Raw genomic sequence first — 16,989 nt, forward strand, 5'->3', positions numbered from 1 at the left:
GTTCAGTAAGCTTTACGCAATGTCGCGATATCAAGCTTTTTCATGGGCAGACATGCCTGTACGACCTGTTCAATCTGCTCTTGCGAACCTACCGTCATCATCTCTTCCATTTCCCACGGGATGATTTGCCAGGAGACGCCATAGTGATCTTTCAGCCAACCACACTCCTCTGCTTCCGGTACAGCCGATAGCCGCTCCCAGTACGAATCGACTTCTTCTTGCGACTCACAAAAAGCGATGAGCGACTGGGTCTCGTTAAACGAAAATGTATGATTTTCATTACTGTCCATCACGACAAATTCTCGACCGGATAAGACGAAACGAGCATAGTTGATTTTCCCGTCAAGCTCGTCCCCGTCTTCTTCCGTGTATCGTACCGTATGTCCGTCCAATACATATGAATCTTTGAAAGTAGAGATCCAATCGTTCATCGCCGCCTCGGCACGACCGAACGCTTCTTTGACAAACAATAGACATGGCGTCACGAGCTGAATGTCCATCCCGCCATCATGCATGATTTGCCAAGAAACCCCGTAGCGGTCCTGCAACCACCCATAACGCTGACTGAAGTCGTAAGTGTCTAATGGAATCAAGATATCCGCTCCGTCAGATAATCGTTCCCATAGCGCATTGATTTCTTCCGGCGTCGGAAGCGACACCATGTAGGAAATGGACGGATTCCGTTCTTGCACCGTCCCTCCCCCAAGAAACTGAAAGAATTGTCCAGCGAGTGATAGCGTCACAATCGTCGTATCGCCTGCTGGTGAACTTGAAAATCTCGTCGTATAGTCGACAAACGAATCTGGAAAGATGGATACATACCACTCGGCAATCTCTTCAACGTCCTGCTCAAACCAAATACATGGAATCACGGGTTGCGTAATCATGAGAATATCTCCTTTCAGACTTCATGCAAACGATAGACCTCACGGACGGCGAGAAGCTCTCCGGCTTCATCACGATACGCCTTATAGTGCGACGACTGGATATGGTGATTGAGTGCATTTTCATCCTTATACTTTTCATAGAAGACAAACGTACCTGGTGAATCGATCGCCTCGTGAAGAACGTACGCGAGACATCCTTCTTCCGCACGCGACGGCGGAATCACACGGTACAGCGCGTCACGTAACGCCTCTTCTTTTCCGGGATGGGCTTTCAAGATTGCAGTAATGACGATTTCCATACAGTATTCCTCCTTAGATAATGGACCTGCCTTTCTGTTCCCGAATCCACTACAATCTATCCCAAAAAACGGATATCTCATCATACGAGACATCCGTTTCTGCTTATGACTTTTTCTTTTGTTGGAATGGCCACCAGACACCATCGCCAAATGAAATCGTAATGGCTGGGATCAAGAGGGGTAACACAATCAAGCCATACAATAACAAACCGGTGATGACGATTGTCGCGATCTGGACGAGACTGAGCACGCCTGACGGAATCATGGCACCGAACGTCCCGGCGAGGATGACCGCGGCTGTCATAATGACGGTACCCATCTTCGTCATCGAGTGGATGAGCGCCTCACGGACCGTCTTCCCATTGATTGTTTCTTCCCGGAAGCGATCTAACAAGAAGATGGAGTAGTCAATTCCAAGGGCAATCAACATGACAAATCCAAAGAACGGAACGGCCCAGCTAATCCCGTCATAGCCGAGTCCTTCTACAAAGATCAGCTCTGTGATTGCCGCTGACGTATAGTACGTCAAGAGAAGCGAAGCAATCATATAGAGTGGCATGATCATCGAGCGGAACAGCGCTGTCAAAACGATGAACAACGTCACGAGCATGATGGCTACCGTTCGATTGAAATCATTCGTCGATGTTTCATTTAAATCGCTATTGATACTTGAAATCCCGGCATATCCGATGGTCGCATCCGCATATGGTGTTCCCGTCACGGCACGATTCATCGTCTCTTTGATTGTCTCGACGGTATCAATCGCTTCTGGCGAATACGGGTCCATCTCTAAGACGACCTCGAGCTGAGTCGCCATTCCTTCATCGAAGACATAGCGTTCGACAGCAGGTGAGAACTCATCCGATGTGAGCGTCCCTTCCGGAAGATACACACCAGTCTCCCGAAGCGCATCTGCTTCACTCAACTGTTGTAAGAATGAAACGGCTTCGCCGAGACCAGACTCAATTTGCCCTAGCCCGTCGTTCGCTTCCGCGACACCTGTCGCCAGTTGCGCTAACCCACTACCAAGTTCACCGACCTGAGAACCTTGTGCATTTAAAGCGGACGCCGCTTCGTTGATTCCTGACTCAATTTGTGTGAGGCCAGCTGATACTTGACCGAGCTGTCCGACTGCGGCCGGGATGTTTTGAGTCGCTGTCAATCCTTGCCCAATGAGACCAAGTTGACCATTCAACTGATTCAGCCCCGCTGCTGCTTCTGCAAGCGGTGCCCCGGCATTGGTTGAACCACTTGGCAATTGCTCGACAATCCCGTTCAATCCTTGCTCAATCTCATCCAATCCAGTTTGAACATCCCCGAGACCCGTCTGCGCTTCAGACAAGCCATCGCTGACTTCACTGAGCTGCGTATCGACATAAAAATCGTCGATGACTTCACCAGTAGGACGTGTGAGCGCACGGACACCATTCACACCTTCGACTTTTTCAAGCTCACTTGCAAACTTTTCGATATAGGGAACTTCTGATTCTGTAATGGCTTGATCTTGTCTCAAAATGACTTGTACCGGAAGGGATTCCCCTTGACCGAACCCTTCTGAGATCAAATTCAGTCCACGAACCGAATCGTACCCGTCTCCAATCTCATCGACCGTATTGAACGAACGGGCATCGTCATATGTGAATAAGACGGGTACTGTGATCAACCAGACGACCAAAATCGATACGAACGGGCGATTGACCGACAATCGGCTCAAGCTAGCCCAAAGCTTGCTGTCATGATGCTCGCCTGCCTTCTTCGACGGCCAAAACAGCCGCTGTTTGAGCGTCGCCATAAAGAACGGGACGACCGTGAAAAGAATCAGCAGCAACACCGCAATCCCGACTGCGACGGCGACCGCTGATTTGAAGATTGGAAAATCAGCAAATCCGATGGCGGCAAAACCGACGAAGACCGCGAGTCCACTGATGAGGACCGTCCGTCCTGCCGTCTTGTACGTATTGACGATGGCGTCTTCGATGGCATGTCCTGCACTGAGTTCTTCTTTATAACGGCTAAGAAGCAGGATACAGTAGTCTGTCCCAATCCCGAACAAGATGGCGACAAGGAAGATCTGCGTGTAGTTGGACACCGGGAACCCGAACCAATCCACGAAGAACGCGACAAAGGATTGACTCAATAGATAAGTGAATCCGACCGCGATGAGCGGGATGAACGGGGTCACGATGGAACGGAAGACGAGAAGGAGTAATCCAAAAATCAACACGACCGTGATGATTTCTGTCTTTTTCAACCCTTCCTGTGCACTTAGATTCACATCATTGTTAATGATTTCTTCCCCGGTGATATATACTGTCTCCTCTTGCGGGAGCACGTTTTCACGGACATCATCAGCAAACGCATTGATTTCTTCCGTCGTACCTTCTACCGTGATGGGGACGAGGACGATGCGTCCGTCTTCTGAGACAAGCTGTGCCTCTGTCTCCTCGTTTTCGAACGGATCGAGAACATCTGTCACGACCGTTTCATTTTGTTTAAGTTCTTCGATGACACGCGCGACATCTGTTCGCTCCGTCTCTCCGATTGATTCAAACTCATAGACGAGGGAGATGGTCTTGTCACTCTTCCCGGCTTCATCTAAAATCGCTTGTGCGCGTTGTGAGTCCATGTCGTCCGCAAGTTGGAAGCTCCCTGCCTCTTCTGCTTGTTTCGTTAAGTTCGGTGCTGCGACAAATAATGCTGCCGTCAATACGATGAGGGAAATGAAAATTCCCCAGCGCCATTGAATGATTTTATGCATGTGTTATTCCTCCCCGATTCGGAGCAATTGCTTTATTTTTCGGAACGTCCGAACAAACTGCTCGATTTCAATTTCGTCTACTTCTCCATCGATGAGGGATTCCACATATCGATAGACGGCACCGTCCACTTCTTCGACGAGCCGTTTCCCTTCTGGGGTCAATTCAATCAATCGTTCCCGTTGATCTTGTCCTCGTCGACTCGTGACGAGTCCTTTTTCGACCAACTTTTTCAGGCGATTCGAGACCGCACTTTTATGGACACCTTGTTTTTGCGCCAATTGCCCAGCAGGAGTTGGTCCAAACTGATCGAGTAACTTCAACAGTTGGAGCTGTTCACGCGAATACTCGCGCCATACGTCTCCCTCCATCGCTTCGATGACATGTTCCGTCCCATGGAACATCACTTCTTCAAACAACTGCACCGCTTCGCGCATCAATGCTTTCATTTTTAGTTTACCCCCTAAACTAGATGATTATAGTTTATGCCCTAAACTAAATGGCGTCAAATAAAAAGACCGATAAGGAGTGCCCTTATCGGTCCATGTTCTTTTCGATGGTTTCTGCCACACGTAACCCAGACAGATAGGCACTTTCGAATCGCGTTCGTCCGGATGGATCATCGGACTCAAGGAAGATGTCCCCTGCTAAATAGATGGGATGACGGCTTACTTGATAAAACGGTTCATGCCATACGTCTTTCGCTTGCGCGTAACGCCAGCGTTTCAATTGTTTTGACACGAGATTGATATCGCCAACTTCCTCTCGGAATAACCGCTCAACTTCTGCAAGTGTCTCCGCTTCTGGTCGCTCATACCAGTCCTCACTCCACGCCTCTTCCATATAGACACTTACGAGTGGTGTCGCAGAGATGCCTTTTTGCCGATTATCGACGATTTTTAATACACCAGGTACCAGTTCTTGATCGAGAATACCGTCTGCTCCAATCTGCACATCACCGGCACATTCAAAAAGACCGACGAACGTCGGCGAATATATAAGACGACGTAACGCGGGCTTGATCTGGTCGACCAAACTCCCTAGTAGTTCGAATGACTGTGGAAGCGGTGCCGTCATCACGACTCGATCATATGAACGCGTCGTCACGTCTGTCATGACTGTGACGGTTCCGTCTTCTTCCACTTGAACGTTCTCCACTCGTTCATTCAACTGTACGGTCAAATCTTCAGCTAAACGCTTAGCGAGGGCATTCATCCCATTAATCGCGACATAACGTGGATAAGGGTCGGCATACCAGACTTGCACCCAGTTCACATTCATCCACGACCGCACCTCTCGTTCGAGCTCTTTTCCACGCACCGTGAAATATACCGCTCCATGGTCTGCCCGTCCGTCACCGATTCGACGCGTCGCTAAGCGTCCCCCGACGCTTCGACTCTTTTCAATCAGTTCAACGGCATGACCTTGACGCACGAGTTCACGCGCTGCGATGATTCCGCTCAGACCGGCCCCGATGATCCCAATCTTCATTCCGCATTCCCCTTTCTCTTCATGAAGATTGTAGCACGTTCCTTCAATTTACCCTCTGTTTGATATGCTTCAGGCTGGCTTGTTCCATTGTTCGTCGTAAGCCCGACGCGTATCTTCATACATGACAGCGAAGCGCGCAACTACTAACGGGCGAACAAGGGAAGTCGCAACTAACAGCGACCAGGATGACAAAATCGGTAATTTGAAAACAATACTTAACGTGAAACCCGTCAAAAAGACCGGAATCATTGGCAGGATCAATTTAAATGCTTCCCACTTCTGTCCACGCATCATCCCACGAGATTTTGTAATTGCTTCTGTTGGGGACAAATGAGGCTCATCTCGCAATATAAAGAAAGTGAATGCGTAAGAAAAGTACTTTATGATTCCTGGAACGATTAGAAGCAGCCCCCACAATAGTTGGAAGAGAACCATGAGTAGGAATGTGGCTAAATTTAAGCGGTAATTCTTCCGAAACGGTTTAAATACATCTTGAAAATGCAATTTCTTATTTCGCACCGTATCTAAAATGATCCAGCTGTATCCGATATACATTGGAAGAGACATCACATATAGGATGAGTCCAACCACACTGGTCATCATAAGAATAGTAGAACTGTGTTGGATGCCGTAATACGTCGGATCTATCATAAGCCACACTTCTACTAAAATCGCCATTGCAAAAGACCAACCGATGAGTTTCCCCGTTTTTCCTTTCAAGGCATCATGTGTCCGTTCTGTCCATGTTTGAATCATTCTACATCTCCCCCTGACTGATACTTTTATATACGGAGCATAGTAAGCACACGTTTCAAATTCATATAAAAAAGCAGAGATTCACTCTGCTCGTTCGTCCGCTCGATATTCCAATATGTCTCCCGGCTGACAGTCGAGTGCTTCGCAAATCGCTTCAAGTGTCGAGAAACGAATCGCTTTGGCCTTTCCGTTTTTCAATATCGATAAGTTCGCCATCGTGATCCCGACTCGTTCCGACAGTTCCGTCACACTCATTTTCCGTTTCGCCAACATCACATCCAGATTCACAATCATCGCCATTTCTCTCACCTCATACCGTCAAATCGATTTCTTGTTTCATGTCGATGGCGCGCTTCAATAGTTTCTGTAACAACTCAGCGAAAACCGCAATGACAAATGCGGCGAATACGAAGACGAATCCGATGACTAAAAATCCTGGCGAGTCGTCTCGCTCAGCGAACCAATAGAAGAACGGGAGTGTCGCCATATAGATGGCCGTGATGGTCAACGCACAATATTTAATGACACGAAGTGCTTTCACCGACCGATAGGAGAATGCCTCATTCCGATCAATCAATCCAAGTAAGATGAATGACTGTGACAAGGCAACGAAAAAGGGAATCGCTGCTACATACATCCCTCCAATAATCGGTCGCATCGAATTTGCAATCCATCCTCCGCTCTCCACCGCCTCTCGCCAAAGGAAAGGGAGTAAAAAGATACAGGCCGCGAGAATCGGGAGCGACAAGACAATCACTGCTAGTTTCAAAAAGATGGTTTCCCGTTTCATCTGCCAAACACCTCATTTAGTTTTATTTTCTTTATCATATGCTATGATTTATTGTTTATCAATAAATATTTATCGAAAAAAATAGACCACGAGATGTACTCGAGGTCTATCACATTCATTTCATTGCTTCTAATTCACTTTCGGTCACCCATTTATGGTTTGTGACCTCTTCCCCGTCTTCGGTCGTGTAATCAACCATGTAAACGGTCGTCTCTTCCACTGTATCGATTGTCGCTTCTGCGCCGTCCATCCCTTCCATATGGTCGGCGGCCAATACGACCTCATCCCCTTCAGACAACGGTTCCTCATCTGGATTGTCCAATTCTTCGTGAATCACCCATTTGTGATCCTCTACCGGGTCACCGCCTGTTGTCGGTGTATAGCTGACGGCGTAGACGGTCGTATCGTACGCACCGACAATCGTGGCCTCCACACCTTCCATCCCTGGCATGTGATCCGCTGTCATCATCGCGGTTGATCCGACTGGAAAAGTCGGATCACTGGCTTCCATCAGCCCGTCTGGAACTTCTCCAGACCCGGAGTGATCCATCGCTGAATGGTCCATGCTTTGCTCTTCTGACATCTCCATCGATGTGTCCTCTGCCGTATCCCCACAAGCGGCCAATGATGTCGCGAGAATCATGACACCGAGACCTGTCATCCATTTCTTCTGTTTCATCGAATCTCTCCTTCTCTTCATTTTCATGTTGAGTGTACCCGTTCCGGAGAATGAACAGACATATTTGAGAACATTACGATGATTTGTTAACTCATTGCAACAAAAAAGACCAAAATCCCGAAAGATTTTGGTCTTGAACATTATTCAACCGTTACAGACTTCGCCAAGTTACGTGGCTTGTCGACATCGCAGTCACGAGCAAGTGCTGCATAGTACGAGATGAGTTGAAGTGGAAGAACCGTCACGAGTGGCGTGAGAAGTGGTTCAACACGTGGAAGAACGAATGCGTCGTTCTCGTGTTCCATTCCTTCCATTGAAATCGTACATGCGATGGCACCACGCGCCACAACTTCTTTGATGTTTCCACGGATGTTGAGGTGTGTGTTCGGTTGAGACACGAGCGTGATGACCGGTGTCCCGTCTTCAATCAAGGCGATTGGACCGTGTTTGAGTTCCCCACCTGGGTATCCTTCTGCTTGGATATATGAGATTTCTTTCAGCTTCAATGCGCCTTCGAGACCTACATATGAATCCAATCCACGTCCGAGGAAGAATGCGTTACGTGACTCTTTCAAGAACTTGTCTGCAAGCTCTTCAAAGATTTCTTTTTGTGCCATGATCGAGTCCATCGTTGTCGCAACGAGTGCAAGTTCTTGCATGAGATCAAACGGAAGTTTCTTCCCGTTCGCACGAGCGATGTCATACGCGAGAATCGCGAGGACGGCAATCTGTGCCGTGTATGCTTTCGTCGAGGCGACCGCGATCTCTGGTCCTGCGTGGAGGAGCATCGTCTCGTTCGCTTCACGTGACAATGTCGATCCTGCCACGTTCGTTAACGTGAGCGCTTTATGGCCCAATTTTTTCACTTCGACGAGGACGGCACGGCTGTCCGCTGTCTCACCTGATTGTGAGATGAAGAGGAAGAGTGGCTTCTCTGTCAAAAGTGGCATGTTGTAACCGAACTCTGATGCGACGTGTACTTCAGTCGGTACACCTGCAACGCGCTCGATCAATTGCTTCCCGACAAGACCAGCGTGGTAACTTGTACCACATGCGACGATATAGACGCGGTCTGCTTCCGAGACGAGTTCACGCACGCCTTCTGCGAGCTCGATGTCGCCGTTCTCGTTCTGGTAGTGCTGGATGATGTTACGGATGACGGCTGGCTGTTCGTCCATCTCTTTCAACATGTAGTGCGCGTACGTGCCCTTCTCGATGTCTGACGCATCGATTTCGGCCGTGTATGGTGCACGCTCGAGTACTTCGCCGTCGAGCGTCTTAATCGTCGCCGCCTCACGTGTGAGGATGACGATTTCACCGTCGTGGAGCTCGAGGTACTGGTCTGTCACCTGGAGCATCGCCATCGCGTCTGATGCGACGACGTTGAACGTGCCGTCCCCGAGTCCGACGAGGAGCGGTGACTTGTTCTTCCCGATATAGAGGCGTTCTTTGTCCTCTGAGTCGATCATCGCGATCGCGTACGAACCGTGGAGGTCCGAAAGCGTCTTGCGGAACGCCGCCTCGACATCACCGAGCTCGACGAAGTGCTTCTCCATGAGCTGGACGATGACTTCCGTGTCCGTCTCTGAAAGGAACGGAACGTCGAGCGTCTTCTTGATGAGCTCGTCGTTCTCGATTACGCCGTTATGCACGAGCGTGAAGCGTCCTGTCGTGCTTTGGTGCGGGTGGGCGTTCGGTACGCTCGGTACCCCGTGTGTTGCCCAACGTGTGTGGCCGATTCCAATCGTGCCGTCTACTTCTGCTGGGATGATTTCGCGTAGCGCAGCAATGCGACCGACTTCTTTGTGAACGTTGACATTCTCATGCATCAACGCAAGACCTGCCGAGTCATAACCACGGTACTCGAGTTTTTCAAGACCTTTGAGAAGGACTTCCTTCGCTCCGGTATTCCCAATCATTCCTACAATTCCACACATAAACAAATCTCCTCTATTCTTCGATTTCTCGAAAAAGGAAACGGGCTTTTTCTAAGAGCTGTCAGTACACGCTTCTTTGTCCGTCCGGTCGCCCGGGCGTTTTAAAAGCATGTTTGTCGTCGTGACAGGCGACGAGGAGGCATCCGCCGAAATCTCGATAACCTCCAACCTCGTCAACTCCGCAGAGTTCTGGCGCTTGTTCGTACTCTTGTGTCCTTCCGTTTCCAAGGTCACGCTCTTAATAGTACAAATCACACCCCCATTCGTCAAGAAAATCCGCTGTTTTCTCGATGACAAAACGGAAACAAAAAGGGAATCCGATGTGGATTCCCTTGTGTTATTCCCGGTTTTGAAAATTTTATCCGTCTACACCGTAATCTTCGCGTACGACTTGTGCGATTTTTTCAACGTAACGGTCACACTCTTCCGCTGTCGGGGCTTCAGCCATGACACGAACAAGTGGTTCTGTACCTGATGCACGGACGAGGATTCGACCGTTTCCGGCCATTTCCGCTTCCGCTTCTTGAATCGTTGCCAAGACACGCTCTCCGTTCATCGCATCGTTTTTATTCGTCACACGAATGTTCACGAGCTTTTGCGGATAAACTGGCATCTCTGCCGCTAATTCAGACAGTTTACGCCCTGTCGATTTCACGATTTCTGCCAATTGCACACCAGATAACATACCGTCACCCGTTGTCGAGTGATCGAGGAAAATCAAATGACCTGATTGTTCGCCACCGAGTGTATATTGATGTTTTTTCATTTCTTCAACGACATAGCGGTCGCCAACTGCTGTTTGAAGCGCCGTCATGCCCGCTTCTTCAACAGCTTTATGGAAACCGAGGTTACTCATGACCGTCGCGACAATCGTGTTGTCTTTGAGACGCCCTTTTTCACTCAAGTATTTCCCGCAAATATACATGATCTTGTCTCCGTCGACGATTTCACCGTTCTCGTCAATCGCAATCAAACGGTCTCCATCCCCATCAAAGGCAAGGCCCATGTCCGCTCCTTTTTCACGGACGAATTCAGCCAAATGCTCAGGGTGTGTCGACCCGACACCTTCATTGATATTTAAACCGTTTGGCGAGTTTCCGATCGTCGACACGTTTGCTTCTAAGTCTGCAAACAGTCGAGCCGCAAGGCCACTCGTCGCTCCATGTGCACAGTCGAGTGCGATGTGAAGACCATCAAAATCTTCTTCTACCGTTTGTTTCAACATTTGAAGATACTTTTGCGCGCCTTCGTAGTAATCCGATACGAAACCGAGATCTTTACCTGTCGGACGCGGGAGCGTATCTTCCGCAGCATCTAAGATGTCTTCAATTTCTTGCTCGGTCGCATCGTCTAATTTGAAACCATCGCTACCGAAGAATTTGATTCCGTTATCCGCCACAGGGTTATGCGATGCTGAAATCATGACACCTGCCGTCGCGTCGAGCGATTTCGTCAAGTAAGCGACTCCAGGTGTTGAAATGACACCGAGACGCATCACTTCTGCACCGATTGAGAGAAGACCCGCAATCAATGCACCTTCAAGCATATGTCCCGAAATCCGTGTGTCACGACCGATCAACACTTTCGGCTGCTCGCCTTCTGGCAAATGTTTCGACAACACGTAGCCACCCGCACGACCTAAACGATATGCTAATTCCGCAGTTAACTCAGAGTTGGCAACACCGCGAACTCCATCTGTTCCAAAATATTTACCCATAAGATTAAATCCTCACTTTTGTATGATTGAACATCTTTATTGAATGGAAGATGTTTCTGTTTCTTCATCGACACTCGTCAATTGAACATCGATTGTCTTTGGCGAGATCACGGTCACGCCTTTTGGTACTTCATAATCTGCATCGACCGCATGTGTTCCGCTCGGCAATCCGGTAAGATCTAACGTCACGTTGACACTGTTTGATGAGATGCTTTCAAGAAGGGAACGTTTGCCCGAGAGCGTCACGCTGACCACTTCTTGCGTTTGAATCGTGTAATTCGTCCGGTCATATCCACGGACAGTGATGGGGACGGTCAACCGAATCCGCTCTGTCAATTCACCCGTGTCATCTTTCGTCTCATCATTTGGACGAACGAGCACCTGGACTTCTACTTCTTTTTTACCGAGTGAAGTCACTCCTTCCGGAAGACGAAGGGTAGCGGTCACTTTTCCCGACTTCGTTAAATCGTCAAGTTCAATCGGTTCTGTCTCCACTTGCTGGAGTTCATCTAGCACCGCTTTTGGTGCAAAGACACGGACTTCCGTCTCACCTAGCAACGTATCAACTAAGCGGAAATCGTCTGCCACCTCTCCGCTCGTGACGACCTCGATTGGAATCATCGCGCTCTCGTCATAAATCGGTACGGTGACATTGATGATATTCGGATCGACCGACACGTTCAACGGATTTCCATTCGCATCTAAAATGGTCGGTGGAATTTCTCGTGTGAACGTCTGACTTTGATTGGCAACATCCACATTCAACGTGATTTCTTTGACGTTTTGAATCCGACTCGCACCACCTGTGACTTTTACAGTCGACGGTTCGATTTCGACATCGCCCGCGACTTTTCCGTCCGGTAATTGATCTTTGTTCAACAGATTCACGGACACAGGGACTTCAATCGTTTGTTTCCGATCGATATAGATTTCGACAGTCTCTCGATCTAGTTTGACATTGACGTCTCCGCCGAATCCACGCGCTTCGACCGGGACACGATGGAATCCGGTGCCAAGATTGGTCAAATCGACGAACACTTGATAATCTTTCACCAATTTCGTCATCGTTAAACTACTAGATGGCCCTTGAAGCTCGACACCCATCTCTTCCGGAACATTATATGCGACATACTGGACCTCATCAAAAAACACTTCGACCGGCACATCGAGCGTCATGGAACTTTGTCCGACGATTGGCAATGCGCTAGATGCGTTATTCGAAGAACTGGTCTCAGCGACCATTAAGTATAAAAGGACGGCTAAAGCAAGTGCGATGAAGCGGAGAAACCACTTATGTTGTAACCACTGATCAATCACTTACTTATCCCCTCCTTTTTTGCCGAAGAACGAGAGGGTCGCCTCTTTTTCTTCGATGACGAGTTCTTGAATTAATTTATTGCGAAGCGCTTCTTCGTCTAGTTCCCGATACAAGCGGCCCGCGATTGCAAGTGAGACTGCTCCCGTTTCTTCTGAGACGGTAAGAGTGACGCTATCCGTCACTTCACTGACCCCGATGGCTGCTCGGTGACGTGTCCCGAGTGCTTTATCGATGTGCGGGCTTTCCGAAAGCGGTAAATAGCAAGCTGCCGCCGCAATTTTCCCGTCCTGAATAATCATCGCGCCATCATGAAGCGGCGTATTCGGAATGAATAAGTTAATAATCAACTGAGATGTGATATGCGAATCCATACGAATGCCGGTCTCCACATATTCGTTCAATCCCGTATCACGTTCAATCGCAATCAATGCACCGATTCGCCGTTTTGACATGTACTGTGCGGAACTGACGATGGCTTCAATCATTTGTCGTTGTTGCTCCTCATCACTTGTTCCCGTACGACTGAATAAGTTACTCGTTCGTCCGAGATGTTCAAGACCACGTCTCAACTCTGGCTGAAAAATGATGATAATTCCGAGGAGACCGTACGTGATCACCTGATTTAGCAAGAACTGGAGCGTCTTCAATCCAAAGAAACCGCTCAAGAACCAACTGACTAGAATGATGGAAATCCCTTTAATTAATTGTACTGCTTTTGTCCCACGCACAATCATCATCAACTTATAAATGACATACGTGACGACGACGATATCTAAAACATCATTCAAATAATCGTACCAATGTACGTTTTCTGAAAGATTTAAAAATGAGAAAAATGATACTTGTTCAAGTAGCGGCAAATGCTCCCCTCCTCAACTACCTAGCTAAATCGTGCAAATTCCATTATATCATCATTTCTATAGATACGCATTGCGTCACGTCAAAACGAAACCAGATTGAAACGAAAAAAAGACGCCGGAAGCGTCTTTAGAAAAGTTGTTTCATCGAGTACCAAATCCATTCGAACATCTGATCGATCTGTTCGAGTTCACCTGTCACTTGACCGGCACTTGCTAAATAGGCACGACCATTGACGGCTGTCGCGTTTCCATTGACGGTACCTTCAATCCGTAAATCGCCACCTTGGACCGTGATGTCTTTTTCAACCGTGACACCGGCCGGGACAATGACTTCATTCTCAGATACGATCACACCTGGTACTTTTGTATAGGTCATCGTCTCTGAAGCGCTGCTCCATAGTCCGAGTGTCGCACTAGACATCAAACTAAAGAACAGTACGGCCGCAATCAAACCTGGGTGCCGTTGCAACCATAGCATTTGTTTCGAGTGCGGTTTGCGTTCTTTTCGAACCGGTTTTGATAACGGTACGACGGAATCAGGTGCTGTCTGTGCAGGAGTTTCAGGTAAAGCGGCCATCACTCGGGCCGTAAAATCTGCTGATAACTTTGGACGAGGCAATGCTTTCAGTTCTGCGTCGATTCGTTCATATTGTAGATACGATTCATATAATTCATCGTCCTCTAACAATTGACGCAATTCGTCAGATTCTTCGGGCAAAACGCCATCTTCCAAATATTGTTGTACTTTTTCTTCAGGAGTCAATTGAACCCCTCCCTATTTTGAAAGATTGTTTTTAACATTTCTCTTCCCCGGAAGATCCTTGTCTTAACCGTTGCGACCGGCATGTCGATCATCACGCTGATTTCTTTAAGCGACAAATCATCCACATATTTTAATAATAACGGAATGCGATATTTGTCTGGAAGTTGCTTGATTGCCTCATGCATTTCACTTCGAATTTCGCGATGAACCACTTGGGCATCGGGTTGGGGCGCTTCATCAGCTAAGTGGTCTTGATAAGTCAAACCGTCTGTACCCGCAATTTCGGCATCCATCGAATATTCCGGCTTCCGCTTCCTCAAGCGATCGATGGCAACGTTTGTCGTGATTCGATAGAGCCATGTTTTGAACTTATATTGCGCGTCATACGTATCGATTCGTGTATAGGCACGAATGAACGCCTCTTGGGCAGCGTCCTCTGCTTCGCCACGATCATACAAAATTTTATAGGCGATTGCAAAGACGCCATCCTTGTATAGTTCTACCAGTTCGGCAAACGAATCGTGATTCCCCGCCCTCAATTCATCAACCAAACGGGTGGTCAGCCGTTCCATCAATCCACTTCCCCTCTCCGCTACACATGCGGTCATCTCTATATACGTCTTGATATTGAAATGGTTTCAAAAAATCAAAAAAAGTTTCCATCCCCATTGTAGCAAACGGGTTTGGAAACTGTAAGGAAATCAGACGGTTTCGCCTTCCAATAACAGGTTTTCTTTAGATTTTATAATCGTTTCACATAAGCGATAGGCCAACTGAGCCGTCACGTCATCCCGGTCTAATGCCGGATTTAACTCGACGAGCTCTACTGCGATCAAGTCTTCTGCTTGCATCGCTTCTTTTAAAATCGCTTTGGCTTCGACTTCTGTTAAACCGCCGTCAACCGGTGTACCTGTTCCAGGAACGAGGGATGCATCGAGACTATCCATATCGAAACTGATATAAAAACGGTCTACTCGTTCACGAAGATAACTCAATGACTCTTTCATGATGACATCTACGCCACGCGTACGTACTTCTTCTACTGTAATGACTTTGATGCCGAGTCGATTGATTTCATTCATTTCTCCTTCATCGATATCACGCAGGGCAATATAAACTAAATGCTCTGGTGATAGCTTCGGATCACGTCCACCCACTTCTGTCAGACGCACGTCGCCCATCCCCATCGCTGCCGCAAGTGGCATTCCGTGAATATTCCCCGACGGTGATGTTTCGCCTGTATTTAAGTCAGCGTGAGCATCCACCCAAATGACTCCATAAGGACCTGTTTGAGCCAATCCAGCAAGAGTACCGATTGCCATACTATGATCGCCCCCAACGATCAAAGGGAATCGATTTTCCGAAATTTCACGATGTACGACTTCTGCCAATTCCGTGACGGTATGCAAGACACCATCAACCCGTTTTAAGTGTTCTTCATTTTCTCGAATTTCAGATTCTGGCAAGACACGAATCGTATGTTTGACCGTTTCTGTCGGAAGAAGTTGTTGCATCCCCATTTCATTTAACTTTGTCGGTCCTTGATCGACCCCTAATTTCCCCTGACCGTAACGCAGCGGCACGTGAATATATGACCATTGCATCGCCATTCCCCCTTTATACGCTTAATAATTAAATTGTAAACGCTATCATTTGTTTGGTTCAACTCGGCAATATTATGAATAAACATGCAAAAAGGCAGCCTGAATGGTGGCAGGCTGCCTTTCTCTGTACTCTCAATTGAATGGTTCATGGTTTTAGGCAAAAAAAAACTTAAGTCATCACTAACTTAAGAAAAAAACATATGGTGGAGCCTAGCGGGATCGAACCGCTGACCTCCTGCGTGCAAGGCAGGCGCTCTCCCAGCTGAGCTAAGGCCCCAATACAGGGATAAGAATATGGAGCGGAAGACGGGATTCGAACCCGCGACCCCGACCTTGGCAAGGTCGTATTCTACCACTGAACTACTTCCGCAAAAAATGGTGAGCCATGCAGGGCTCGAACCTGCGACCCTCTGATTAAAAGTCAGATGCTCTACCAACTGAGCTAATGGCTCAAACCTGGTGGGGGGGGGCGGATTCGAACCGCCGAACCCGAAGGAGCGGATTTACAGTCCGCCGCGTTTAGCCACTTCGCTACCCCCCCGAGGAGTGCCGGCGAAAGGATTCGAACCCTCGACCCTCTGATTACAAGTCAGATGCTCTACCAACTGAGCTACACCGGCATATATATAGGTTTGATGTAATAAATAAAGATGGTGGAGGATGACGGGATCGAACCGCCGACCCCCTGCTTGTAAGGCAGGTGCTCTCCCAGCTGAGCTAATCCTCCATATTGGTGACCCGTACGGGATTCGAACCCGTGTTACCGCCGTGAAAGGGCGGTGTCTTAACCGCTTGACCAACGGGCCTAAATTGGCTCCGCAAGTAGGATTTGAACCTACGACCTACCGGTTAACAGCCGGTTGCTCTACCACTGAGCTATTGCGGAACGATCTTGCCTGGCAACGTCCTATCCTCACAGGGGGAGATCCCCCAACTACTTTCGGCGCTGAGACGCTTAACTTCCGTGTTCGGCATGGGAACGGGTGTGGCCGTCTCGCTATCGCCACCAGACAAAATGAATATTAACACCGCGTCATACGCATGTCAATATTGTTTTAGGGTTTGTTCCCTGAAAACTGAGGATTCATCAACACAAACCATTAGACTAGATCAAAGCCTCGACCGATTAGTA

General features: G+C 48.2%; 16 protein-coding genes, 8 tRNA genes and 1 rRNA gene. All 25 read right to left on the reverse strand.

Going from position 1 to position 16,989, the window contains the following annotated elements:
• Window positions 1-2 precede the first annotated feature (2 nt).
• The gene (locus ACFO4U_RS10315; protein WP_215243560.1) at window positions 3-887 is read right to left on the reverse strand and encodes a VOC family protein; all 885 of its coding nucleotides are present in this window, start codon (window positions 885-887) and stop codon (window positions 3-5) included.
• Between the two features lie 14 nt (window positions 888-901).
• Window positions 902-1,186 (reverse strand): putative quinol monooxygenase, encoded by a 285-nt coding sequence (locus tag ACFO4U_RS10320; protein WP_215243559.1) that lies wholly within the window; start codon window positions 1,184-1,186, stop codon window positions 902-904.
• A gap of 103 nt (window positions 1,187-1,289) precedes the next feature.
• The gene (locus tag ACFO4U_RS10325) at window positions 1,290-3,944 is read right to left on the reverse strand and encodes an MMPL family transporter (protein ID WP_215243558.1); all 2,655 of its coding nucleotides are present in this window, start codon (window positions 3,942-3,944) and stop codon (window positions 1,290-1,292) included.
• A gap of 3 nt (window positions 3,945-3,947) precedes the next feature.
• Entirely contained in the window at window positions 3,948-4,391 is a 444-nt protein-coding gene (locus ACFO4U_RS10330; RefSeq protein ID WP_078147853.1) for a MarR family winged helix-turn-helix transcriptional regulator, read from the reverse strand.
• Window positions 4,392-4,476: 85 nt separating this feature from the next.
• Entirely contained in the window at window positions 4,477-5,433 is a 957-nt protein-coding gene (locus ACFO4U_RS10335; RefSeq protein WP_215243557.1) for an NAD(P)/FAD-dependent oxidoreductase, read from the reverse strand.
• A gap of 69 nt (window positions 5,434-5,502) precedes the next feature.
• On the reverse strand, window positions 5,503-6,189 hold the full coding sequence (locus ACFO4U_RS10340; protein ID WP_215243556.1) for a DUF975 family protein: 687 nt from the start codon (window positions 6,187-6,189) through the stop codon (window positions 5,503-5,505).
• Between the two features lie 81 nt (window positions 6,190-6,270).
• Entirely contained in the window at window positions 6,271-6,489 is a 219-nt protein-coding gene (locus tag ACFO4U_RS10345) for a helix-turn-helix domain-containing protein (protein WP_012727632.1), read from the reverse strand.
• A gap of 10 nt (window positions 6,490-6,499) precedes the next feature.
• Window positions 6,500-6,979 (reverse strand): DUF2975 domain-containing protein, encoded by a 480-nt coding sequence (locus ACFO4U_RS10350; RefSeq protein WP_078147856.1) that lies wholly within the window; start codon window positions 6,977-6,979, stop codon window positions 6,500-6,502.
• 115 nt (window positions 6,980-7,094) lie between these two features.
• Window positions 7,095-7,658: a YdhK family protein gene (locus ACFO4U_RS10355; RefSeq protein WP_215243555.1), complete on the reverse strand. Its 564-nt coding sequence runs from the start codon at window positions 7,656-7,658 to the stop codon at window positions 7,095-7,097.
• Between the two features lie 140 nt (window positions 7,659-7,798).
• On the reverse strand, window positions 7,799-9,595 hold the full coding sequence (gene glmS / locus ACFO4U_RS10360) for a glutamine--fructose-6-phosphate transaminase (isomerizing) (protein WP_159563147.1): 1,797 nt from the start codon (window positions 9,593-9,595) through the stop codon (window positions 7,799-7,801).
• Between the two features lie 358 nt (window positions 9,596-9,953).
• The gene (gene glmM, locus ACFO4U_RS10365; protein WP_078147859.1) at window positions 9,954-11,312 is read right to left on the reverse strand and encodes a phosphoglucosamine mutase; all 1,359 of its coding nucleotides are present in this window, start codon (window positions 11,310-11,312) and stop codon (window positions 9,954-9,956) included.
• Between the two features lie 36 nt (window positions 11,313-11,348).
• Entirely contained in the window at window positions 11,349-12,629 is a 1,281-nt protein-coding gene (locus ACFO4U_RS10370) for a CdaR family protein (RefSeq protein WP_196431523.1), read from the reverse strand.
• Window positions 12,630-13,490, reverse strand: coding sequence for a diadenylate cyclase CdaA (gene cdaA, locus ACFO4U_RS10375; RefSeq protein ID WP_012727638.1), 861 nt, complete (start codon window positions 13,488-13,490; stop codon window positions 12,630-12,632). It abuts the gene before it with no gap.
• A gap of 127 nt (window positions 13,491-13,617) precedes the next feature.
• A complete protein-coding gene (locus ACFO4U_RS10380) occupies window positions 13,618-14,253 on the reverse strand; it encodes an RseA family anti-sigma factor (protein WP_211782062.1) in 636 nt (211 codons plus the stop codon).
• Window positions 14,250-14,825, reverse strand: a complete 576-nt coding sequence (gene sigW / locus ACFO4U_RS10385; RefSeq protein ID WP_012727640.1) for an RNA polymerase sigma factor SigW — start codon at window positions 14,823-14,825, stop codon at window positions 14,250-14,252. The genes ACFO4U_RS10380 and sigW overlap by 4 nt, the downstream gene beginning before the upstream one ends.
• Window positions 14,826-14,954: 129 nt before the next feature.
• A complete protein-coding gene (gene rocF / locus ACFO4U_RS10390; RefSeq protein WP_074035370.1) occupies window positions 14,955-15,857 on the reverse strand; it encodes an arginase in 903 nt (300 codons plus the stop codon).
• Between the two features lie 201 nt (window positions 15,858-16,058).
• A tRNA-Ala gene (locus ACFO4U_RS10395) sits at window positions 16,059-16,134 on the reverse strand.
• Window positions 16,135-16,152: 18 nt separating this feature from the next.
• Window positions 16,153-16,227: transfer RNA gene (locus ACFO4U_RS10400), tRNA-Gly, on the reverse strand.
• Window positions 16,228-16,233: 6 nt separating this feature from the next.
• Window positions 16,234-16,309: transfer RNA gene (locus ACFO4U_RS10405), tRNA-Lys, on the reverse strand.
• Between the two features lie 5 nt (window positions 16,310-16,314).
• Window positions 16,315-16,398 (reverse strand) — tRNA-Tyr (locus ACFO4U_RS10410).
• Window positions 16,399-16,404: 6 nt separating this feature from the next.
• Window positions 16,405-16,477, reverse strand: a tRNA-Thr gene (locus ACFO4U_RS10415).
• 31 nt (window positions 16,478-16,508) lie between these two features.
• Window positions 16,509-16,584: transfer RNA gene (locus tag ACFO4U_RS10420), tRNA-Val, on the reverse strand.
• A gap of 4 nt (window positions 16,585-16,588) precedes the next feature.
• Window positions 16,589-16,663, reverse strand: a tRNA-Glu gene (locus ACFO4U_RS10425).
• Between the two features lie 5 nt (window positions 16,664-16,668).
• A tRNA-Asn gene (locus ACFO4U_RS10430) sits at window positions 16,669-16,743 on the reverse strand.
• A gap of 8 nt (window positions 16,744-16,751) precedes the next feature.
• Window positions 16,752-16,868 (reverse strand): 5S ribosomal RNA (gene rrf, locus ACFO4U_RS10435).
• Between the last annotated feature and the right edge of the window lie 121 nt (window positions 16,869-16,989).

The sequence above is a fragment of the Exiguobacterium profundum genome (assembly GCF_042652865.1).
In the GTDB taxonomy this organism is placed as follows: Bacteria; Bacillota; Bacilli; order Exiguobacteriales; family Exiguobacteriaceae; genus Exiguobacterium; species Exiguobacterium profundum.

What these genes read in the sequence shown, in the direction of transcription:
- glmS (WP_159563147.1), bottom strand. Translation starts at nt 9,595, where the DNA reads ATGTGTGGAATTGTAGGAATGATTGGGAATACCGGAGCGAAGGAAGTC.
- glmM (WP_078147859.1), bottom strand. Translation starts at nt 11,312, where the DNA reads ATGGGTAAATATTTTGGAACAGATGGAGTTCGCGGTGTTGCCAACTCT.
- ACFO4U_RS10345 (WP_012727632.1), bottom strand. Translation starts at nt 6,489, where the DNA reads ATGGCGATGATTGTGAATCTGGATGTGATGTTGGCGAAACGGAAAATG.
- ACFO4U_RS10340 (WP_215243556.1), bottom strand. Translation starts at nt 6,189, where the DNA reads ATGATTCAAACATGGACAGAACGGACACATGATGCCTTGAAAGGAAAA.
- sigW (WP_012727640.1), bottom strand. Translation starts at nt 14,825, where the DNA reads ATGGAACGGCTGACCACCCGTTTGGTTGATGAATTGAGGGCGGGGAAT.
- ACFO4U_RS10355 (WP_215243555.1), bottom strand. Translation starts at nt 7,658, where the DNA reads ATGAAACAGAAGAAATGGATGACAGGTCTCGGTGTCATGATTCTCGCG.
- ACFO4U_RS10325 (WP_215243558.1), bottom strand. Translation starts at nt 3,944, where the DNA reads ATGCATAAAATCATTCAATGGCGCTGGGGAATTTTCATTTCCCTCATC.
- ACFO4U_RS10320 (WP_215243559.1), bottom strand. Translation starts at nt 1,186, where the DNA reads ATGGAAATCGTCATTACTGCAATCTTGAAAGCCCATCCCGGAAAAGAA.
- ACFO4U_RS10315 (WP_215243560.1), bottom strand. Translation starts at nt 887, where the DNA reads ATGATTACGCAACCCGTGATTCCATGTATTTGGTTTGAGCAGGACGTT.
- ACFO4U_RS10330 (WP_078147853.1), bottom strand. Translation starts at nt 4,391, where the DNA reads ATGAAAGCATTGATGCGCGAAGCGGTGCAGTTGTTTGAAGAAGTGATG.
- rocF (WP_074035370.1), bottom strand. Translation starts at nt 15,857, where the DNA reads ATGCAATGGTCATATATTCACGTGCCGCTGCGTTACGGTCAGGGGAAA.
- ACFO4U_RS10335 (WP_215243557.1), bottom strand. Translation starts at nt 5,433, where the DNA reads ATGAAGATTGGGATCATCGGGGCCGGTCTGAGCGGAATCATCGCAGCG.
- ACFO4U_RS10350 (WP_078147856.1), bottom strand. Translation starts at nt 6,979, where the DNA reads ATGAAACGGGAAACCATCTTTTTGAAACTAGCAGTGATTGTCTTGTCG.